Source organism: Prosthecobacter sp. GW821-HT29F12 (genome assembly GCF_058803405.1).
In genome coordinates, this window is the sequence record NZ_CM179517.1 from 2928196 (window position 1) to 2943867 (window position 15672).

Sequence of the window (15672 nt, forward strand, 5' to 3'; positions counted from 1 at the left end):
TGACGGGAAGGAGTTCCTAGTTCTTTGTTCTTGGTTGAATTTGGTTCGCTGCCCAGCGGGCGTTATCATAGCGCATCGCCAAACTCATTCCGGCATGGTCGAGCCTGGGGACATTCGGTTTGCCGCAGAGGGGCAAAGGTGGCAGAGACGGAATTTACTTTCTACTCCCTTTGTCACCCTGCTCCTCTGCGGCCAATGGAATGTTACATTGCCTTCCAAACGACATGCTGGAGAGCATCTCCTCGCGCGCTTTCCGAGAATGAGTTTCGGAAGAATTTACAGCACCTGCTTCAGCAGGCGCTGGGTAACGCGACCAGACCGGCTAAAGCCGGAACTACAATACGTGTGCTGTGGATTGCGGAGCGATGGAGGTGCGGCGTTTCCAGAGCGAGCTAAAGGCTCGGCAGTACTTTTATCCAGCTCTACGAGAGCTTGTTGCGGAAGTCGGGGTAGCCGAATTTGCGGACGACGCGGTACTCTTGAGTGGCGGGATCGTAGATGGCGATGTCGGGATGGGGGACGCCGTTGAAGGTGGTGGTTTTCACCATGGTATAATGTGCCATGTCTGCAAAGACGAGGCGCTGGCCGATACGGAGGGGCTCGGGGAAGGAGAAGCCGCTGAGGACGTCTCCGGCGAGGCAGGAGGTGCCGCCCATTTTGTACTCGTAGGGGTGCTCTCCGGGGAGGCCGGCGCCGAAGATGTGGGGGCGGTAGGGCATCTCGAGCGTGTCCGGCATGTGGGCGGTGGCGGAGATGTCGAGGATGGCGGTGGGTGTGGGGGCTTCGATGATGTCCTGCACTTCGGCGATGAGGTAGCCGGTGTTGAGGCCTGCGGCTTCGCCGGGCTCGATGTAAACGTCCTTGCCCCATTTCTCCCGGAAGGTGCGGAGCACGCGGATGAGGAGGTCCACATCGTAGTCTTTGCGAGTGATGTGGTGGCCGCCGCCCATGTTGACCCACTGCACCTGTTTGAGCAGTTTAGGGAAGCGTTGTTCGACGGCGGCGACGGTGCGCTCGAGGACATCGCTGTCCTGTTCGCAGAGGGCGTGGAAGTGGAGGCCTTCGATGCCGGTGAGATCTTCGTCTTCGAGGAGGTCGGAACGGATGCCGAGGCGGCAGCCGGGGGAGCAGGGATCGTAGAGGGAGACTTCGACTTCGGAGTGCTCGGGGTTCACACGGATGCCGGGGCTGGGCGCGTGGCCGGTGGCGGCTTTGGCGGCATCCAGCATGGGCTTGAACTTCCGAAACTGTGCGAGGGAATTGAAGCTGAGGTGATGCGAGATGGGAATGATCTGCTGCATCTCCTGCGGTTTGAAGGCGGGGGAATAGACGTGGACTTCCTTGCCGAATTCCTGGGCGAGCAGCGCTTCATTCAAGCCGCTGGCGCAGCAGCCGCTGAGGTATTCCCGCATGATGGGGAACACGCTGAACATGGAAAACCCCTTCAGCGCGAGGAGCACGCGAGCACCGGATTCACTCTGCACATGGGCGAGCTTTTCCATGTTCTTCCGCAGCAGCGCGACGTCCACCACGTAGGCGGGTGTTTCGATGGCGTTGATATCGAAGGCCGGAAAAGGCTGCTCGTAAACGTGGGGAGGAGTGAAGGAAGTGGAGGCCATTCAGGGAAGGAGCTGGGGCGAGGAATAGGGAACGATGGAAGGAGGTAGCAAGGGACGAAAATGACGAATGACGAATGACGAATGAATGACTGGGACTTGGTCAAGGAGGGGGCCTAGCTGGCGAGCGGTGCTGATGTCCCCTCACCCCAGCCCTCTCCCCGAAGAAAAATTTTCGCGGTCGTCGTGTATCGGGGGCGGGGAGAGGGAGAACCGGTATGACGGCCTTGGAGTTACCGGACACGACATTATTTAACACGATCTAACACGGCGATTGAGTCTTTCAGTTCTTCATTCCTCTAGCGCTGGACTTTGGCGTCTCCGCCTTCGGCGAGTTTTTGGACTTCGGGGAAGGTGGCCATGCTGGTGTCTCCGGGGGTGGTCATGGCGAGGGCACCGTGGGCGGCGCCGTAGTCGACGGCTTTTTGGGCGTCGTTTTCCACGAGGAGACCGTGGATGAGTCCGGCGACGAAGCTGTCGCCCGCGCCGATGCGGTCGAGGATGTCAAAGCGGGGGTAGTTGCGGCTGCGGTGGAAGCTGCCTTTGTGCCAGCAGAGGGCGCCCCAGTCATTGACATTGGCGGTGTGCACGCGGCGCAGGGTGGCGGCGATGGTGTGCAGGTTTGGATACTGAGCGGCGAGCTTTAACATCATGGGGCGGAGCTTGGCGTCTTCGGCGGCGAAGATGTCGGAGGGGTCCGTGGGCGTGGAGGAGGAGACGGGCGGCTCGTCACTGAGGACGCCGATCATGACATTGACGTAGGGGGCGAGCTGGCGATTGAGCGCCTGAGATCCGGCGAAACCACCGCGCTCCTGCCACAATGAGGGGCGGTAGTTGAGATCGTAGCTGACGGTGACGCCATGTTTTTTGGCGGCTTCGCAGGCCTGGATGGTGATCTCGGCGGTGGATTCGGACAGACCGGCGAAGATGCCGCCGGTGTGCAGCCATTTGCAACCGAGGGTGCCGAAGAGGTGATCGAAATCGAAGTCGCCGGGCTTGATCTGCGAGGCGGCGCTGTGACCGCGATCGACGCTGCCCTTGGCACCGCGCACACCGAAACCGCGCTCGGTGAAGTTGATGGGATTGCGGACGCGCTTGCCCATGCCGTCATAGGGCACCCATTTGATGAGGGAGGTGTCCACGCCGCCCTGGAGGATGAGGTCTTCGATGAGTCGGCCGATTTCGTTGTCGGCAAAGGCGGTCAGAATTCCAGAGCGGAGGCCGAAGCAGCGGCGGGCGCCGCGAGCCACATTGTACTCGCCGCCGCCCTCCCAGGCGGTGAACTGGCGGGAGGTGCGCACGCGTCCCTCACCGGGATCGAGGCGCAGGAGGACTTCACCGAGGGACAGGAGATCGTAGGCAGGTTGAGCGGGCATGGAGGGGCTAGATATGAAGCGCGACGAGGCAGTGGCAAATAACTCCTCGCTGGAAAATGTGCCGGGAAGGGCTTAGGTTTGAGAATGATTCGATTTCTTTCCTGCCTTGCCTGCGCGCTGATTGTCTCTACAACGGGCTTCTCCAAGTCGCCCGTAGCACCTGTGGAGCTCAAGCCCTGGGACAAAGGTGCCATTGAATTTGAGACGGGCATGCTGTGGAAGGTCGGCGGAGACACCACTTTTAATTATCGCATCATCCCCTTCATCGTTTCCTGGCGCACGCCGGAGTGGTTTGGATTCCACTTTCGCAATGGCTCCGCTCTGGTTGTGAGGCAGAAGTTTTCCGCGATGGCGAATTACATCGAGACGGGGTCTGAGAACCGCTACCTCGGGCTTTCCGGTGGTGGGGTCATCGAATGGTGGAACCCGAGCGCAACGTGGAACATCTTTGGCTCCGCAGGTGGCGGGGTGGGCTGGATCGATGCGCAGAGTGCGCCTGGTGGCCAGGGGCAGGACTTTACTTTGAACTGGTACAGCCAGCTCGGCATCTCGCACACGCTCTCCCAAGACTGGTCCGTGAATGCGAGTGCGATGTTTCAGCACATGTCCAACGGAGGGCAGACGAATCCGAATCCGGGGCTGAATGCGCTGGGTGTGCTGATCGGTGTGCGCAGGAGTTTTTGAGCTGGGCAAAATGAAGCTGGCCAGATGGCGTGCTGCATTTCATGGTGATGGACCATGAGCTTCCGACTTCTGACCGCACTCGTTTTCGCCTCTGCCGCGCTGCAGGCTGCTGATCTTTATTTCCCGCCGCCGGACAGTGAGGGTGGCTGGCGCGAGGCGAAGGGGGAGAAGGAGTGCCGCGAGCTGGGGGGCATGGATCTGGTGAAGCTGGAGCCGGCGTATGTGATGACGGAGCGCTCCACGGGAAACGGGGGCCTCGTGGTGGTGCACAAGGGGTATCTGGTATTTGAGAAATACTTCGGCCGCGCGAGCCGCAACAGCAATCCGGACATGGCGTCCACGGGGAAGGCTTTTTGCAGCATCGCGTGCGGGATCATGCTGCATGAGTTTAAAGACAAGATCCCTGAGGGGCTGGATACGAAGGTGTTTACTGAGAAGTATCTGCCGGAGGCTTTTCCGCTGAATGATCCGCGCAAGGCGGAGATCACACTGGGGCAGCTGCTGTGCATGACGGGCGGCTACTGGGGTGAAGGGCAGACGCCGACGGGGTATGTGAAAGGTGACCCGAAGGCGCAGCAGCTGAAGCCGGTGCCGGGGCAGAACATCAAGGATCTGGACAAGTCATCGCTCAATGTGCCACTGTGGACGAATCCGGGGGCCGGGTATTCGTATTCCTCCCCTTCCCCACACATTGCCAGCATCGTGCTGCGGCATGTGACCGGGATGGAGCTGAAGGACTACATTGATGCGCGGCTGGCGAAACCGCAGGGCTGGGGCGCGTGGGACTACTGCCTGCACCGTGGCGACTATGTGATGCCGCACGCGAATGGCGCGGGGAGCACGGCGCTGCATGCGACGGATGCGGTGCGCATGGGGTACTGCCTGGCGCATGGTGGCAAGTGGAAGGATCAGCAGCTTGTGCCGGCGGATTACATCAAGAAATGCCAGACGTGGAGCCCGTACAATCCGCACACGCCGTTCTCGCTGCAGTTTGAGCACAATGCGGACGGGCACGTGGCGGGGGCGCCGAAGGATGCGTTTTGGAAATCGGGAGCGGGTGGTTTTTGTTTATACATTGTGCCGTCGCTGGACCTGGTGATTTACAAGCTGGGCGGCAAGGACGGGCAGTATGATCCGACGCTGACGCGGATCCCGCAGCCGGAACAGAAGCATGATCGCGACAACTGGCAGCCGATTCCGGGGAATGCGTTTATGGAGGGAAGCGGGGCGGCTTCGCTGAACCGGGTGCTGGAGATGGTGTGTGCGGCGGTGAGATACGAGTAACCCAGCGCGGTGTGGATCGCACTCTCCGAGTGCGGTCTCCAGCTCTCCCAGACCGCACATGGAATCTCCGGGCCCAGGCCGCGATGAAGCCACCGAGGCTGAGTTTCTCAGTCCTCTCCCACATTGCCATAGGCGAGCTGGGCGCGGAGGAGATCGTGGAGGGTGACGACGCCGAGGAGTGTCTGTTTGTCATCGCACAGGATGACCATGCCAGCGCGGGAGTCGATGATGCGGGACTGGATGACGCGGATGCTTTCCTGGGGATCTGCGGTGACTGCGGGCTCGAACTCGGGTGCTTCGTTGGAAAGCAGAGCGCGCTCCATGTCATGCCGGGTGAGCACACCCACCACTTTGCCGTCCTGCAGCACCGGAAAATTTGAGTAGGGATGCCGGTTGAAGGCGGCGCGCAGAGATTCGCTGCCGAGGTCTGTGAGCGATTCTGGATGGAAATTGGCGATGGCGGATGCCGGAAGCTGCTGCCAGGCTCCCAGATCGCGCGGAGGAATGATGCGGTTGAGGTGGTGGCCGTCCTGCTCGAGGACTTCTTCATAGAAGTTGGAGTTCATCATGCGACGGCTGATGGCCTGGCTGACGAGGACGCCGAGCATGAGCGGCAGCACGAGGGAAAACTGGTGCGTCATTTCAAAGACGATCAGAATGCCGGTGACGGGCGCACGCACGACCGCGCCCAGGCATGCGCACATGCCCACGACGGCGAGCACGACCTGATCTCCTTCATGAAGGGGCAGCACCAGTTTGCCGAGCCCAGCGGCCGCGAGCCCTGCCATGCCGCCGAAGAACAGGGTGGGAGAAAAGATGCCGCCGCAGCCTCCCAGCCAATAGTGTTCGGCACAGGGTTTGAGGTGGAGTGATGTGACAAAAACGTTGCTGTACGTTTGGGCGAAGGGTGGCATGAAGTTGCTGATGGCTGCAGCCCGAGTCCCAGCCCCCAAGATTGAAGCCGCCCAGCTGCGGCACTGGAAGCTCATCGAGCAGTTCCAGCGTGTGCTCGACGAGGTCAGCCCGCTGCATCAGCCCCACCGCAGCGAGCACGACCCGCGGCGCACCCTCCACCAGCGCGATTACTTCTCGCTGTTTTTGCTCGGCCTGTTCAACCCGGTCATCACCTCCATGCGCGGGCTCTGCCAGGCCAGCAGGCTGCAGCGCACGCAACGCTCCCTGGGCACCCTGCCCGCAAGCCTGGGCAGCTTCTCGGAGGCGCAGAGCCTCTTTGATGCGCGGCTGCTCCAGGCCGTGCTGGAGCGCCTGGTGGCGGACCTTCCCCCGCAGCCCGGTCCCGGCGGCGTGGACCTCGCCGCGCTGCGCGTGGTCGACAGCACCTTGTGGTATGTGCTCCCGCGCATGGACTGGGCCACCTGGCGCAGCCAGTACAAGGACCAGCGCGCCGTGCGCCTGCACATCAAATACCGCCTGGCCGACGGCCTGCCTGCCGGCGGCCTGCCCTCCAACGGGGTTTTGTGCGAGCGCAAAGCCCTGCGCCAGCAGCTCAAGGCCGGGGAGTTCTACATCGGCGACCGCAACTACGGCATGAACTACCGCTACCTCGAGGAGCTCGAGAGCGCCGGGTGCGGCTTTCTCATGCGCCTGCGCCAGAACCATGTCAAGGTGGAGACGCTCCAGGAGCTGCCGCTAAGCCAGCGCGACATTGAGGCCGGCGTCTGCCGGGATGAGCGCGTCATGCTCGGGGAGAGGGCCCTGTGCAGGCGCGGCCCGTTCCGCCTGGTGGTCGTCGACCGGCCGGACATGGAGGAGCCCGTATGGCTGGTGAGCAATCAAACGGCAGAACAGCTCAGCGCCGGGGAGCTCGCCGGACTCTACCGGCAGCGCTGGGAGGTGGAGGGATTTTTCCGCTGGCTCAAATGCCTGCTGCCCTGCCGGCACTGGTTTGCGGAGAGCGAAAACGGCGTGGCCATCCAGATCTATGCCGCGCTGATCTGCGCGGTGCTGCTGACGCGCAGGCTGGGACGGCGGCCGAGCAAACGCATGCTGGAGATGCTGGCCTTTCATCAGATGCAGACGGCCAGCGAGGAGGAGCTTGCCGAGGCGCTGCGGCTTGAGGTGCAGCGCGCCACCCGGGTGCGCAAGCCGCGGCATGGCACGCTGAGCAACTGGAAACCCGCATAGCAAAGGGCAGTGCAGGCGCGCGCGCGCGCCAGGGCTGCGCGTGCCCGGATGCCACGATGTCGCCCACCTCCCACTCCCTGGCCCTTTCACCGCCGCCTCAATTCAAAAATGCTTGGCTCCATTCACCCCTCTATAGCAGACCGCGTGCCGAACAGTACTGGCCTCCCAGCCCATAGCACAATATGGTGGCGAGCAGCTTGGCCACCAGCAGCAGCGCTGCGAGCTCCCACGCGAGCCTGCCTGAAAGCGCATCTGAGAGATCATTGTAGCCGAGACCGAACACGCCGAGACGCCCGGTCTGCTTCCAGACGAGCATGCCGATGGCCCAAGTGAGCAAAGCGCCTACTGAGGGCAAGGCCCAGGCGGGCAGACGGCGTTGTGCATGGGACCAGCCACGGAGGTTCAGGCTGCCGCGCTGAAAGAGCAGCCCCGCGAGCGTGGCGCAGGCAGCCACCCAGGGGGTGAGCACATAGACCTGCCAGCCGGGTTCGTTCGTCACTACCATCCGAAACGCCGGCTCTGCGCCCAGCAGGCCATGCACCACGAGCGCCCCGATCATCGAGGCCATGAGGACGTTGCCGAGAAAGCGGCTGTTGAGATCGCCGATGATTTCCTCCAGCACAAAGGTGACGGCGGCGAGAGGGGTGTTGAAAGCTGCTGCGAGACCTGCCGCTGCGCCCGCCGCTGCAGGCATGCGGTGCTTGGCTTTGGCCAGTCCCAGCCGCGTGGCGATGACGGAGCCCATGGTGCCCGCCATCTGCACGGAAGGGCCTTCGCGCCCCAGGCTCATGCCGCTGCCGATGCTCACAGCACCGGCGACAAACTTTACCCACATGATGCGGGGAGATGACCAGCCAAACTCTTTCCAATACGCCAGCTTCAACTGCGGAATGCCGCTGCCAGCAGCAGACGGTCCGGCAAAGTGCAGGAGCAGTCCTGAGGCCAGTGAGGCCGCCAGCATGAGGGCCAGCGTGCGCCAGGCAAACGTGTCAGGCGACTGCACCGCCCAGGTTTCAAACGTGCGGCCGTAGAGGAGGTGGATGCACTGATGAAAGGCCACAGCGATCCCGCCACCGGCCACGCCATAGATCGCCGTGGCGACATAGAGGCGAGGACGCGGCGGCAGCTTGGAAAGAAGGCTGCGGAGACTCATGGAGACATACATGCATAGCTCCGCAACCAGTCCACTCGCGATTCCTACGGCAGGCTATTTTTGGCACCTTCCTATGGCGGAAACAAGTGTCTCGTCATGCAAACCGCCACATGCGGAGAGCTCCAGCGTGGAGTGAGTAGCACTCTCCGAGGTGCGGTTCTGCCAAGCCCAGACCGCACATGGAATGTGCGGACCACTCCACGCTGGGGGCCATGGTGCGATGGGTGGCGCTGGAAAAGGGACGAAGCATGGGAGGAGCACTCCCTGATTGACAGATTCGACCCGCCTTGCCTGTTCTCTCCAACCATGAAGTTTCGCCTGCTCCTCGCGCTCCTGCCCCTTGCCATCGCCACACTTGCCGCAGACAAGCCTGCCAAGGCCCCCAAGACAGACGCCCCCGCCACGCCCTCGCCATGGGGGGATTTTGTGGAGAAGGATTTTCCGTTTTTCAGCAGTGTGCTGGATGCGCGGGAGGTGGGGGAGGGTTTTCCGAAGGACAATCTGACGCCGCGTGGGATTGTTTTGAATCTGGGGCACAATCTGTGGGCGTGCTTTGACACGGATCTGCTGCGCATTGCGTGCATCTGGGAAGGCGAGGCTGGGAAGCCGCCGGTGAGTGCGGAGGCGCTGGCGCCTGGCTCGTATCATGTGGCGGGACAGAAGACGAAGGACGGGCAGGAGTATCTGCCGAAGCCGATTGGCAAGGTGTGGCTGGCGAACGGGATTTATCCGGGATGGCAGGTCGGGGAGAAGCCGAGCTTTGTGGATCCGCGTGAGGCGACGCCGAGTCCGGAAGAGGTGGGGAGAGGGCCGGTGACAAATACGCAGTTTGAGTCAATCCTTGTCGCCAAAGACGGGAGCATTTCTTTCATTTACAAGGTTGGTGACGTAGAGATCACTGAACGTGTTTTGGTGGTTAAAAACGATGCCGCCGTCTCTGTCGAGCGACACATCGCCGTGGCGCCTCATCGCGAGCCGTTGACGTTAATGATCGGGATGGATGCTCCTCCAAGAAGCGGCGAGATTACGGCATTCGGAAAGATTGTTTTTTCCAATGGTGCCAAGATCCAGGAGACCACCATCAGTTCAGAAAAAGATTGTTTGTACATGGTCCTTTCTCCAACCGAACAACCGCAGGAAATTGAAACTGGCGCTAGAAACAAGACATTGAAGACTCTCTCAGAGGAGTCGAACGGGATCATGGAATGGAGTGATATTATCACCACCACCGCCACGCTTTCCACCAAGCCGGACGCTTATGTCATCGATGAGATTCCCCTGCCCCTGGAAAATCCGTGGAAGAGGAATGTGAGGCTGGCGGATGTGGCGTTTTTGAATGATCAGGGGGATGCGGCGGGGGTGACGTTTGATGGGGATGTGTGGTTGATCTCGGGTTTGAAGGGGGACTTGGAGAAGGTGACGTGGAAGAGGTTTGCGAGCGGGCTTCATGAGCCGATGAGCATCGTTGTGAGGCGTGCCGCCGGAGATGGGAGATCGAAGATGGGAGATGGAGCGGACAAAAACAGCGCATCTGCCGAGATCCTTGTTTTTGATCGCAATGGGATCTGGAAACTGGTGGACACGAATGGGGACAGGGAGTGCGACCGGTATGAGATGTTCTGCAATCTTTTTGCGCAGACGGCGGAGACGCGGGAGTTTCCGAATTCGATGAAGCTGGGGCCGAAGGGGGAGCTGTATATTTCGAAGGGTGGGCAGGAGGGGACGACCTATGGGAAGCACAATGGGACGGTGATCAAGGTGGCGGCGGATGGGAAGTCGATGGAGGTGATTGGGTATGGTTTGCGGCAGCCGTTCATTGGGGTGAATCCGAAGACGGGGCTGGTGACGGCGAGCGATCAGCAGGGCAACTATGTGCCGTCCACGCCGCTGCATATCATTTCGGATCACCACTTCTACGGGCATCTGCCGACGATCGCGCCGAAGGAGAAGTATCCGGAGACGATCACGGAGCCGCTGACGTGGCTGCCGCATCCAGTGAATCCGAGCGGGGTGACGCAGACTTGGCTGCTGGATGCGAAGATGGGGCCGGTGAATGGGGAGTTGATCCACATTGGCTACAACCGGCCGGAGCTGTTCCGCGTGCTGATGAACTCACATTTTGAAAAGCCGCAGGCGGCGGTTGTGAGCTTTAACCGCAACTTTGATTTCCCGACGCTGAATGCGGTGGTGAATCCGGCGGACGGTCAGCTCTATGTGGTGGGATTCCAGGTGTGGGGCACAGTGGTGAAGAAGATCAGTGGTCTGGCGCGCGTGCGCTACACGGGCAAGCCGCGCGTGCTGCTCAAGGAAGTGACGCCGACGGACAAGGGGCTGCTGCTGCGCTTCAATGCGAAGCTGGATCCGAAACTGGCGACTGATCCGGACAGCTTCAATGCTGAGCGCTGGAACTACAAACGCACCTTTGACTATGGCTCGCCGCATTTGAAGCTGGATGGCAGCAGCGGGCAGGAATGGATGACGGCGAGCAGCGCGTACCTGAGCAATGATGGGATGAGCGTGCTGGTGGGTTTTCCAGATATGAAGGCGGGTGTGCACCAGATGCGGATCGGCTGGGGGCTGAAGAGCGCGGATGGCTTGAAGGCGGAGAACACGGCGTATTTTTCACCGTGGGAGCTCATGACGTTTGATGCGAAGAAGGAAGGGTTTGATGAGAATCTGAAGGTGGACCTGACGCCGCGTAAAGCGGCGGCAGTGGCCACGGTGAAGGCGACGGCAGAGGAAGGCGAGCGGCTGTATCAGATGTTTGGCTGCATGGCGTGCCATAGCACGGATGGGACGCTGGTGGGCAAGGTGGGGCCGAGCTGGAAGGGGCTGTATGGCAGCGAGCGTGAGATCGCCAAAGGACAGAAGGGCAAGTTTAAAGCGGATGAGGCGTATCTGCGGGAGTCGATCACGAATCCGAGTGCGAAGGTCGTGAAGGGATTTGAGAAGTTTGATACGGGGATGCCGATTTATTCGGGGATTTTGAATGAGGGGCAGATTGAGAGTCTGATTTTGTATATCAAGAGTTTGAAGTAGGGGCACCGAGGCGAGGACGTTAGGTCAGGGACATGCGTGCTGTCATCGCTACGCGATGCATGTGCCTTGGGGGATGACGTGAGCGTTTACGAGGGATGTCGCTGCGCTCAATCCCTCGCTACAGGCTGGGATGGCTCCGCCATCCGATGGCGGCACTGATGTCCCAAGTGTGCTTGTGACTGACAGCATGGAAGAACATCTGCCAGGCGCGGACGACCTGCTGCGGGCTCGGAGGCCCGCGCTCCCAGGCTCTGGCTGGGATGGCCGCGCCATCTGATGGCGGCACTGGTGTTCCATGTTTGCTTGCGACAGACAGCATGAAAGAACATCCTTCATGCGCGGACGACCTGCTGCGGGCTCAGAGACCCGCGCTCCCAGGCTATGGCTGGGATGGCGACACTGATGGTGAGAGCAAGTTGTGCTGTTCCTGTGGAACAGAGGGAAGCACCAGATGTCCAACGTGGGGGACCACTGCAGGGCTGAGGTGAAACGGGGGCTTTCCCCTGTTCCGCAGGAACAAGGCTACTTTAGTTCATGCTGCGGAGGGCTTCGCGGATGAGTTTGTCGGCGGTCTCCATGCCGGGCTGTTTGGCGAGGTCGTTGACAGCTTTGATGGCTTCGGATTGTTTGTAGCCGAGGGCGATGAGGCCGAGGACGGCGTCGGTCTGGGCTTCCTGTTTGGGGTCGTGGGCGCCTTTGGCGGTGCGGGAGGCCTGCCAGGCATCGACGACGCCGACTTTGTCCTTGAGCTCGAGCACGATGCGTTCGGCAGTTTTACCACCGACGCCTTTGATGCGGGAGAGGGATTTCACATCGCCGCTGATGACGGCGTCTTTGAAGGCGGCGACGGGCATGCCGCTGAGGACGCTGAGGGCCATCTTGGGACCGATGCCGGAGACGCGGTCCATGAGGAGGCGGAAGAGATCGCGCTCGTCTGCGGTGATGAAGCCGAAGAGGGTGTGGTCGCGATCGGTGACGTGGTAGTGGGTGAGAAGCTGTACTTGTTCACCGGGGTGCGGGAGCTTGTCGAAGGTGGTGAGCGGGATGAGGACGAGGTAGCCCACGCCGTTGACGTCGATGGTGGCACGGTGTGGGAGGGCTTCGGCGAGGAGGCCGCGAAGGAAGGCGATCATGCGGGCATGAAGGCGGGTAGGCGCGAAGGTGCAAGCGGAGGTTTGATGCGAACGGTAGCGAGCAAGGATTGATCCGTCCTTTTCTATAGCCTTACAGGCTCATAACATCGCATGGACGCACGGCTCGTCCCATCCCCATCGATGATGTGGCAATTGCCCAAGGTGCCCTTGGGAGTGAGGAGTGGATGAAGACACATCATGCTGGCTAAGGGTGACCGTGCCCCCTCACCCCTGCCCTCTCCCCCGAGGAAAATATTCTTGCCATTGTGCACTCGGGCACAAGGGTTACATTTTCTCCCAGGCACATAGGTGACACTTTTTTATGGCTGGGGCGGCTCATCCAAGCGCATGCAGCACCTTGTTTTTGTGAGCCTGCGCGCAGGGTGGCTTTCCGAGCGAGGCCTCAGCCGAGCCGGGAAGACGCCCGTAGCGCAGGCTCACAAAACACCGCCCCTCCCATCCTCGGCTTCACGTGGCTTGGTCCCAGCCTGTTTTGGCAGATTTTTATGCCCTTTGACCTTCATGGTGCGCTCATCAAAAACGCCCAGTTCAAGATCTTGGAACCACACTGCCCAGCGCCCGTCTCCCACCGGCTCCAGCCCCACATCTTCGCCGCTGAGCACCTGTGTGAGATGCACCTCATGGCCGCTCCACTTGATCGTGCCTCCTGGCTTCACTTTGCGCCGGTGCCACTCCTCAGGGAACTCCCGCGCATCAGGCAGTCGCTGAGGATACTCAAGGCTCGATGGCCTGTAGTGTTCCGCAGGTGTGGTCTGGCCCAGCGCCTCGTGCGGGCGCTCGTGGTTGTACTCGCGGCGGAACTCGTCAAAGCAGCGCTGCTGCGCCTTGAGCGTTCGTGCTGGCGGTGATGCGGTGTGCTGTTCCAGCGTGCGATGAAAGCGCTCGTGCCGTCCGTTTTGCTGCGGCTTGCCCGGCTCGATGCGCTCCAACCTGATGCCCAGCCGCAACCACCACACGCTCAGTGCGCTGAGCCCGCCGAGCGTGCGGCTGGCAAAGGGCGGCCCGTTGTCCGAGCGTATCGCGCACGGCATCCCATGCTCCCGGAACGCGCTGATCATGATGGGCTGCACCAGCGGCCCTCCGGTCTTGCTGCCCAGGCACTGGCAGCGCAGAAGGTAACGGCTGCTGGCATCGGTGAGCGTCAGTGGACTGCACTTGCTGCCATCGCCCGTGCGGAACCATCCCTTGAAGTCCACGCACCACACCTCGTTGGGTGCACGTGCATGCCCCAGCGGCTGGCTGCTGGGCACTGCGCTGGCATGCGCGCGTCGCTTGATCGAATTGGACAGCCCATGCCTGCGCAAGATGTCGCTGACCGTGCTCTCCGCAGGATGCGGCCCCGCTTCAGACTCGCGCTGCAGCCGTGCCAGAAGCTTTGGCGCGCCCCAGTGTGGCCAGCGAGCCTTGAGCCGCAGGATATGCTCGACGACCTCCAACTCCGTGGCGTTGGGATGGTGATGCGGTGCGCTGGATCGCTCCTGCAATCCCTCCGCTCCTGCCTGCTCGTAGCGAGCGATCCACTTGTAGACGGACTTGCGGCTCACGCCGTATCGCCGGGCCAGCTCCGCTGGCCCATAGCCGCCGCTCAAATACTCGCCGATCATCTTCAACCGTTCCTTCATCTCGTTTGTTTGGTTCCAGGGCATCAGTCACCCTGTCACCCATGTCCCCGGGAGAAAGTGTCACCAACGTGCCCGGAACATACCGCCATGGTGTGTCAGGGGCGGGGAGAGGGAGAACCGTTTTGGTTGATCTGGATTTATAGGACACAGAATTCCTCCTCTAACCCGGCAGGTCCTGATAATTGGGGGATTTGAGCACGAGGCGGAATTTGGCTGTTTTGGGATCGATGGGCAGAGAGTCCACACGCTCAATTTCGAACACGACATTCTGCATCTGCTTTTCCTTCAAGATGTGCTGAAAGTGGTGAGTGACCCGCTCGACAGCTTCGCGGCATTGAGATTCGGTGCAGCCTTCTGCAAGACAGACACGAACCCGAAAGGAAGACAAACTTTCCAATATTACCTGCCACGCATTAAGGCCAGGCACGGCCAGATCAAGGACGACAAAAGGATGAATGAAGTCCCTCTGGCCTTTTTCATTGATGAAGATCAGCGCATTTTCCTGCCGCCCGACGAGGCCCTGGACCTTGGTGTAGGGGTATGAGTCTTTGCGTGGTCTTTCGTCAGGCAACAAGACATCGCTCATCCGGTAACGAATCAATGGCATGGTGTCGTTGAAGAGATTCGTCACGCAGGTGTGGTCTTCATGCAGTTCGAAGATCAGATCATCCTCCATGAGATGCATGCCATCACTGCCCGGCAAAGTGAGGCCCATGTAGAGATGCTCGGTGGAGGCATAAATGTTCATGACCTGGGTCTGAAAGGCGCGCTCGATCAGAGCCCGCGCGTCCGGCAGGAGAGGCTCGCCGCCACTGGCCACGCGCCAAGGCCGGATGCGCAGTTTGCCCTGGATCTGGGCCTCAGCGAGCTCCTTGAGCATGGTGGCATACCCGGTGACCACGCGGGGCTGGAAGGCGTTCAGATCATCGATGACGTCATGGATCGGCTGCAGCACATCGTAGGCTCGCATCTGGTAAAAGAGCTTGTTGGCGCCCTCATTGCCTGAGTGTGCAAGATTGACACCGCCGGAGTGCCCGGTGGTGACGCCTACATAGGCCACGCGCTGCCGCAGGCGCAGAGGCGCAATGCGCACGCCCAGGCTGGCCGCTGAAATCCACGACACATGGGAGAACACATGGCAGGCAAACTGCCCGGAAGACCCGGAGGTGTTCATGACATGGTATTTGCCCTCAAACAGATTTCTCCCGTCCGATGATTGGGACACGAAATCGACAATGCGAGCGCGTGTGATACGACGATCTGTGACGATGTCATCAAAATGCAGGGCAACGTCCTGCTTGGTGAGCACCGGAAAATCGGTGGGCACACAGGCGCGAACAGCGATGCCCCGCTCCTGGATGATGGAGCGGTAATAAGGTGAATGTGCCTGTGCGTGGGCCACCAAGCGCCGGAACTTCTGCAACTGGCGTGCCTGAAGCTGCTCACGTGACATGCGCAGCACCGTGTGATGATCCCAGAGGGACCGAAGCCATAGCAAGGGGTCTGTTAACGCTCGCAGGCTCATGACACCTATGAAAAGGGGCGTCGCACCTGCGACGCCCCCGGAGAGTAATTAAGGATGCTCTGAACTCAATGACA

At 60.8% G+C, this 15672-nt stretch carries 11 protein-coding genes; 4 read left to right on the forward strand and 7 right to left on the reverse strand.

Translation table 11 applies throughout. The features are described 5' to 3' along the window. Positions 1–422: 422 nt before the first annotated feature. Both nspC and AC3RLQ_RS12120 read right to left on the reverse strand, forming a co-directional pair. Positions 423–1619, reverse strand: a complete 1197-nt coding sequence (gene nspC / locus AC3RLQ_RS12115; protein ID WP_493037393.1) for a carboxynorspermidine decarboxylase — start codon at positions 1617–1619, stop codon at positions 423–425. Positions 1620–1915: 296 nt separating this feature from the next. Further along, the gene (locus tag AC3RLQ_RS12120) at positions 1916–2992 is read right to left on the reverse strand and encodes a sugar kinase (RefSeq protein ID WP_493037395.1); all 1077 of its coding nucleotides are present in this window, start codon (positions 2990–2992) and stop codon (positions 1916–1918) included. Positions 2993–3076: 84 nt separating this feature from the next. Between AC3RLQ_RS12120 and AC3RLQ_RS12125 the strand changes: the two genes are divergently transcribed. Beyond that, positions 3077–3676: an acyloxyacyl hydrolase gene (locus tag AC3RLQ_RS12125; protein ID WP_493037397.1), complete on the forward strand. Its 600-nt coding sequence runs from the start codon at positions 3077–3079 to the stop codon at positions 3674–3676. Between the two features lie 54 nt (positions 3677–3730). Next, on the forward strand, positions 3731–4960 hold the full coding sequence (locus tag AC3RLQ_RS12130) for a serine hydrolase domain-containing protein (RefSeq protein ID WP_493037399.1): 1230 nt from the start codon (positions 3731–3733) through the stop codon (positions 4958–4960). A 107-nt stretch (positions 4961–5067) separates the two neighbouring features. On the opposite strand, the gene AC3RLQ_RS12135 is transcribed toward AC3RLQ_RS12130, so the two are convergent. After that, positions 5068–5874 (reverse strand): chloride channel protein, encoded by an 807-nt coding sequence (locus AC3RLQ_RS12135; RefSeq protein WP_493037401.1) that lies wholly within the window; start codon positions 5872–5874, stop codon positions 5068–5070. Between the two features lie 10 nt (positions 5875–5884). Here AC3RLQ_RS12135 and AC3RLQ_RS12140 point away from each other — a divergent pair, with 10 nt between their 5' ends. Further along, the gene (locus AC3RLQ_RS12140) at positions 5885–7105 is read left to right on the forward strand and encodes an IS4 family transposase (protein WP_493031625.1); all 1221 of its coding nucleotides are present in this window, start codon (positions 5885–5887) and stop codon (positions 7103–7105) included. Between the two features lie 130 nt (positions 7106–7235). Here AC3RLQ_RS12140 and AC3RLQ_RS12145 read toward each other — a convergent pair whose 3' ends face one another. Next, complete coding sequence (locus AC3RLQ_RS12145; protein ID WP_493037403.1) at positions 7236–8258, reverse strand: chloride channel protein; 1023 nt, start codon at positions 8256–8258, stop codon at positions 7236–7238. 306 nt (positions 8259–8564) lie between these two features. Between AC3RLQ_RS12145 and AC3RLQ_RS12150 the strand changes: the two genes are divergently transcribed. Continuing rightward, positions 8565–11297: a DUF6797 domain-containing protein gene (locus AC3RLQ_RS12150; RefSeq protein WP_493037405.1), complete on the forward strand. Its 2733-nt coding sequence runs from the start codon at positions 8565–8567 to the stop codon at positions 11295–11297. Positions 11298–11824: 527 nt separating this feature from the next. On the opposite strand, the gene ruvA is transcribed toward AC3RLQ_RS12150, so the two are convergent. The 3 genes from ruvA to AC3RLQ_RS12165 form a co-directional block, all read right to left on the reverse strand. Continuing rightward, positions 11825–12430 (reverse strand): Holliday junction branch migration protein RuvA, encoded by a 606-nt coding sequence (gene ruvA, locus AC3RLQ_RS12155; protein WP_493037407.1) that lies wholly within the window; start codon positions 12428–12430, stop codon positions 11825–11827. Positions 12431–12867: 437 nt separating this feature from the next. Further along, on the reverse strand, positions 12868–14097 hold the full coding sequence (locus AC3RLQ_RS12160; protein WP_493037409.1) for an IS481 family transposase: 1230 nt from the start codon (positions 14095–14097) through the stop codon (positions 12868–12870). 136 nt (positions 14098–14233) lie between these two features. Further along, entirely contained in the window at positions 14234–15526 is a 1293-nt protein-coding gene (locus AC3RLQ_RS12165; protein WP_493037411.1) for a phenylacetate--CoA ligase family protein, read from the reverse strand. Between the last annotated feature and the right edge of the window lie 146 nt (positions 15527–15672).

Coding starts and splice junctions, on each gene's coding strand:
- nspC (WP_493037393.1), bottom strand. CDS start 1,619: ATGGCCTCCACTTCCTTCACTCCTCCCCACGTTTACGAGCAGCCTTTT.
- AC3RLQ_RS12120 (WP_493037395.1), bottom strand. CDS start 2,992: ATGCCCGCTCAACCTGCCTACGATCTCCTGTCCCTCGGTGAAGTCCTC.
- AC3RLQ_RS12125 (WP_493037397.1), top strand. CDS start 3,077: ATGATTCGATTTCTTTCCTGCCTTGCCTGCGCGCTGATTGTCTCTACA.
- AC3RLQ_RS12130 (WP_493037399.1), top strand. CDS start 3,731: ATGAGCTTCCGACTTCTGACCGCACTCGTTTTCGCCTCTGCCGCGCTG.
- AC3RLQ_RS12135 (WP_493037401.1), bottom strand. CDS start 5,874: ATGCCACCCTTCGCCCAAACGTACAGCAACGTTTTTGTCACATCACTC.
- AC3RLQ_RS12140 (WP_493031625.1), top strand. CDS start 5,885: ATGGCTGCAGCCCGAGTCCCAGCCCCCAAGATTGAAGCCGCCCAGCTG.
- AC3RLQ_RS12145 (WP_493037403.1), bottom strand. CDS start 8,258: ATGAGTCTCCGCAGCCTTCTTTCCAAGCTGCCGCCGCGTCCTCGCCTC.
- AC3RLQ_RS12150 (WP_493037405.1), top strand. CDS start 8,565: ATGAAGTTTCGCCTGCTCCTCGCGCTCCTGCCCCTTGCCATCGCCACA.
- ruvA (WP_493037407.1), bottom strand. CDS start 12,430: ATGATCGCCTTCCTTCGCGGCCTCCTCGCCGAAGCCCTCCCACACCGT.
- AC3RLQ_RS12160 (WP_493037409.1), bottom strand. CDS start 14,097: ATGCCCTGGAACCAAACAAACGAGATGAAGGAACGGTTGAAGATGATC.
- AC3RLQ_RS12165 (WP_493037411.1), bottom strand. CDS start 15,526: ATGTCACGTGAGCAGCTTCAGGCACGCCAGTTGCAGAAGTTCCGGCGC.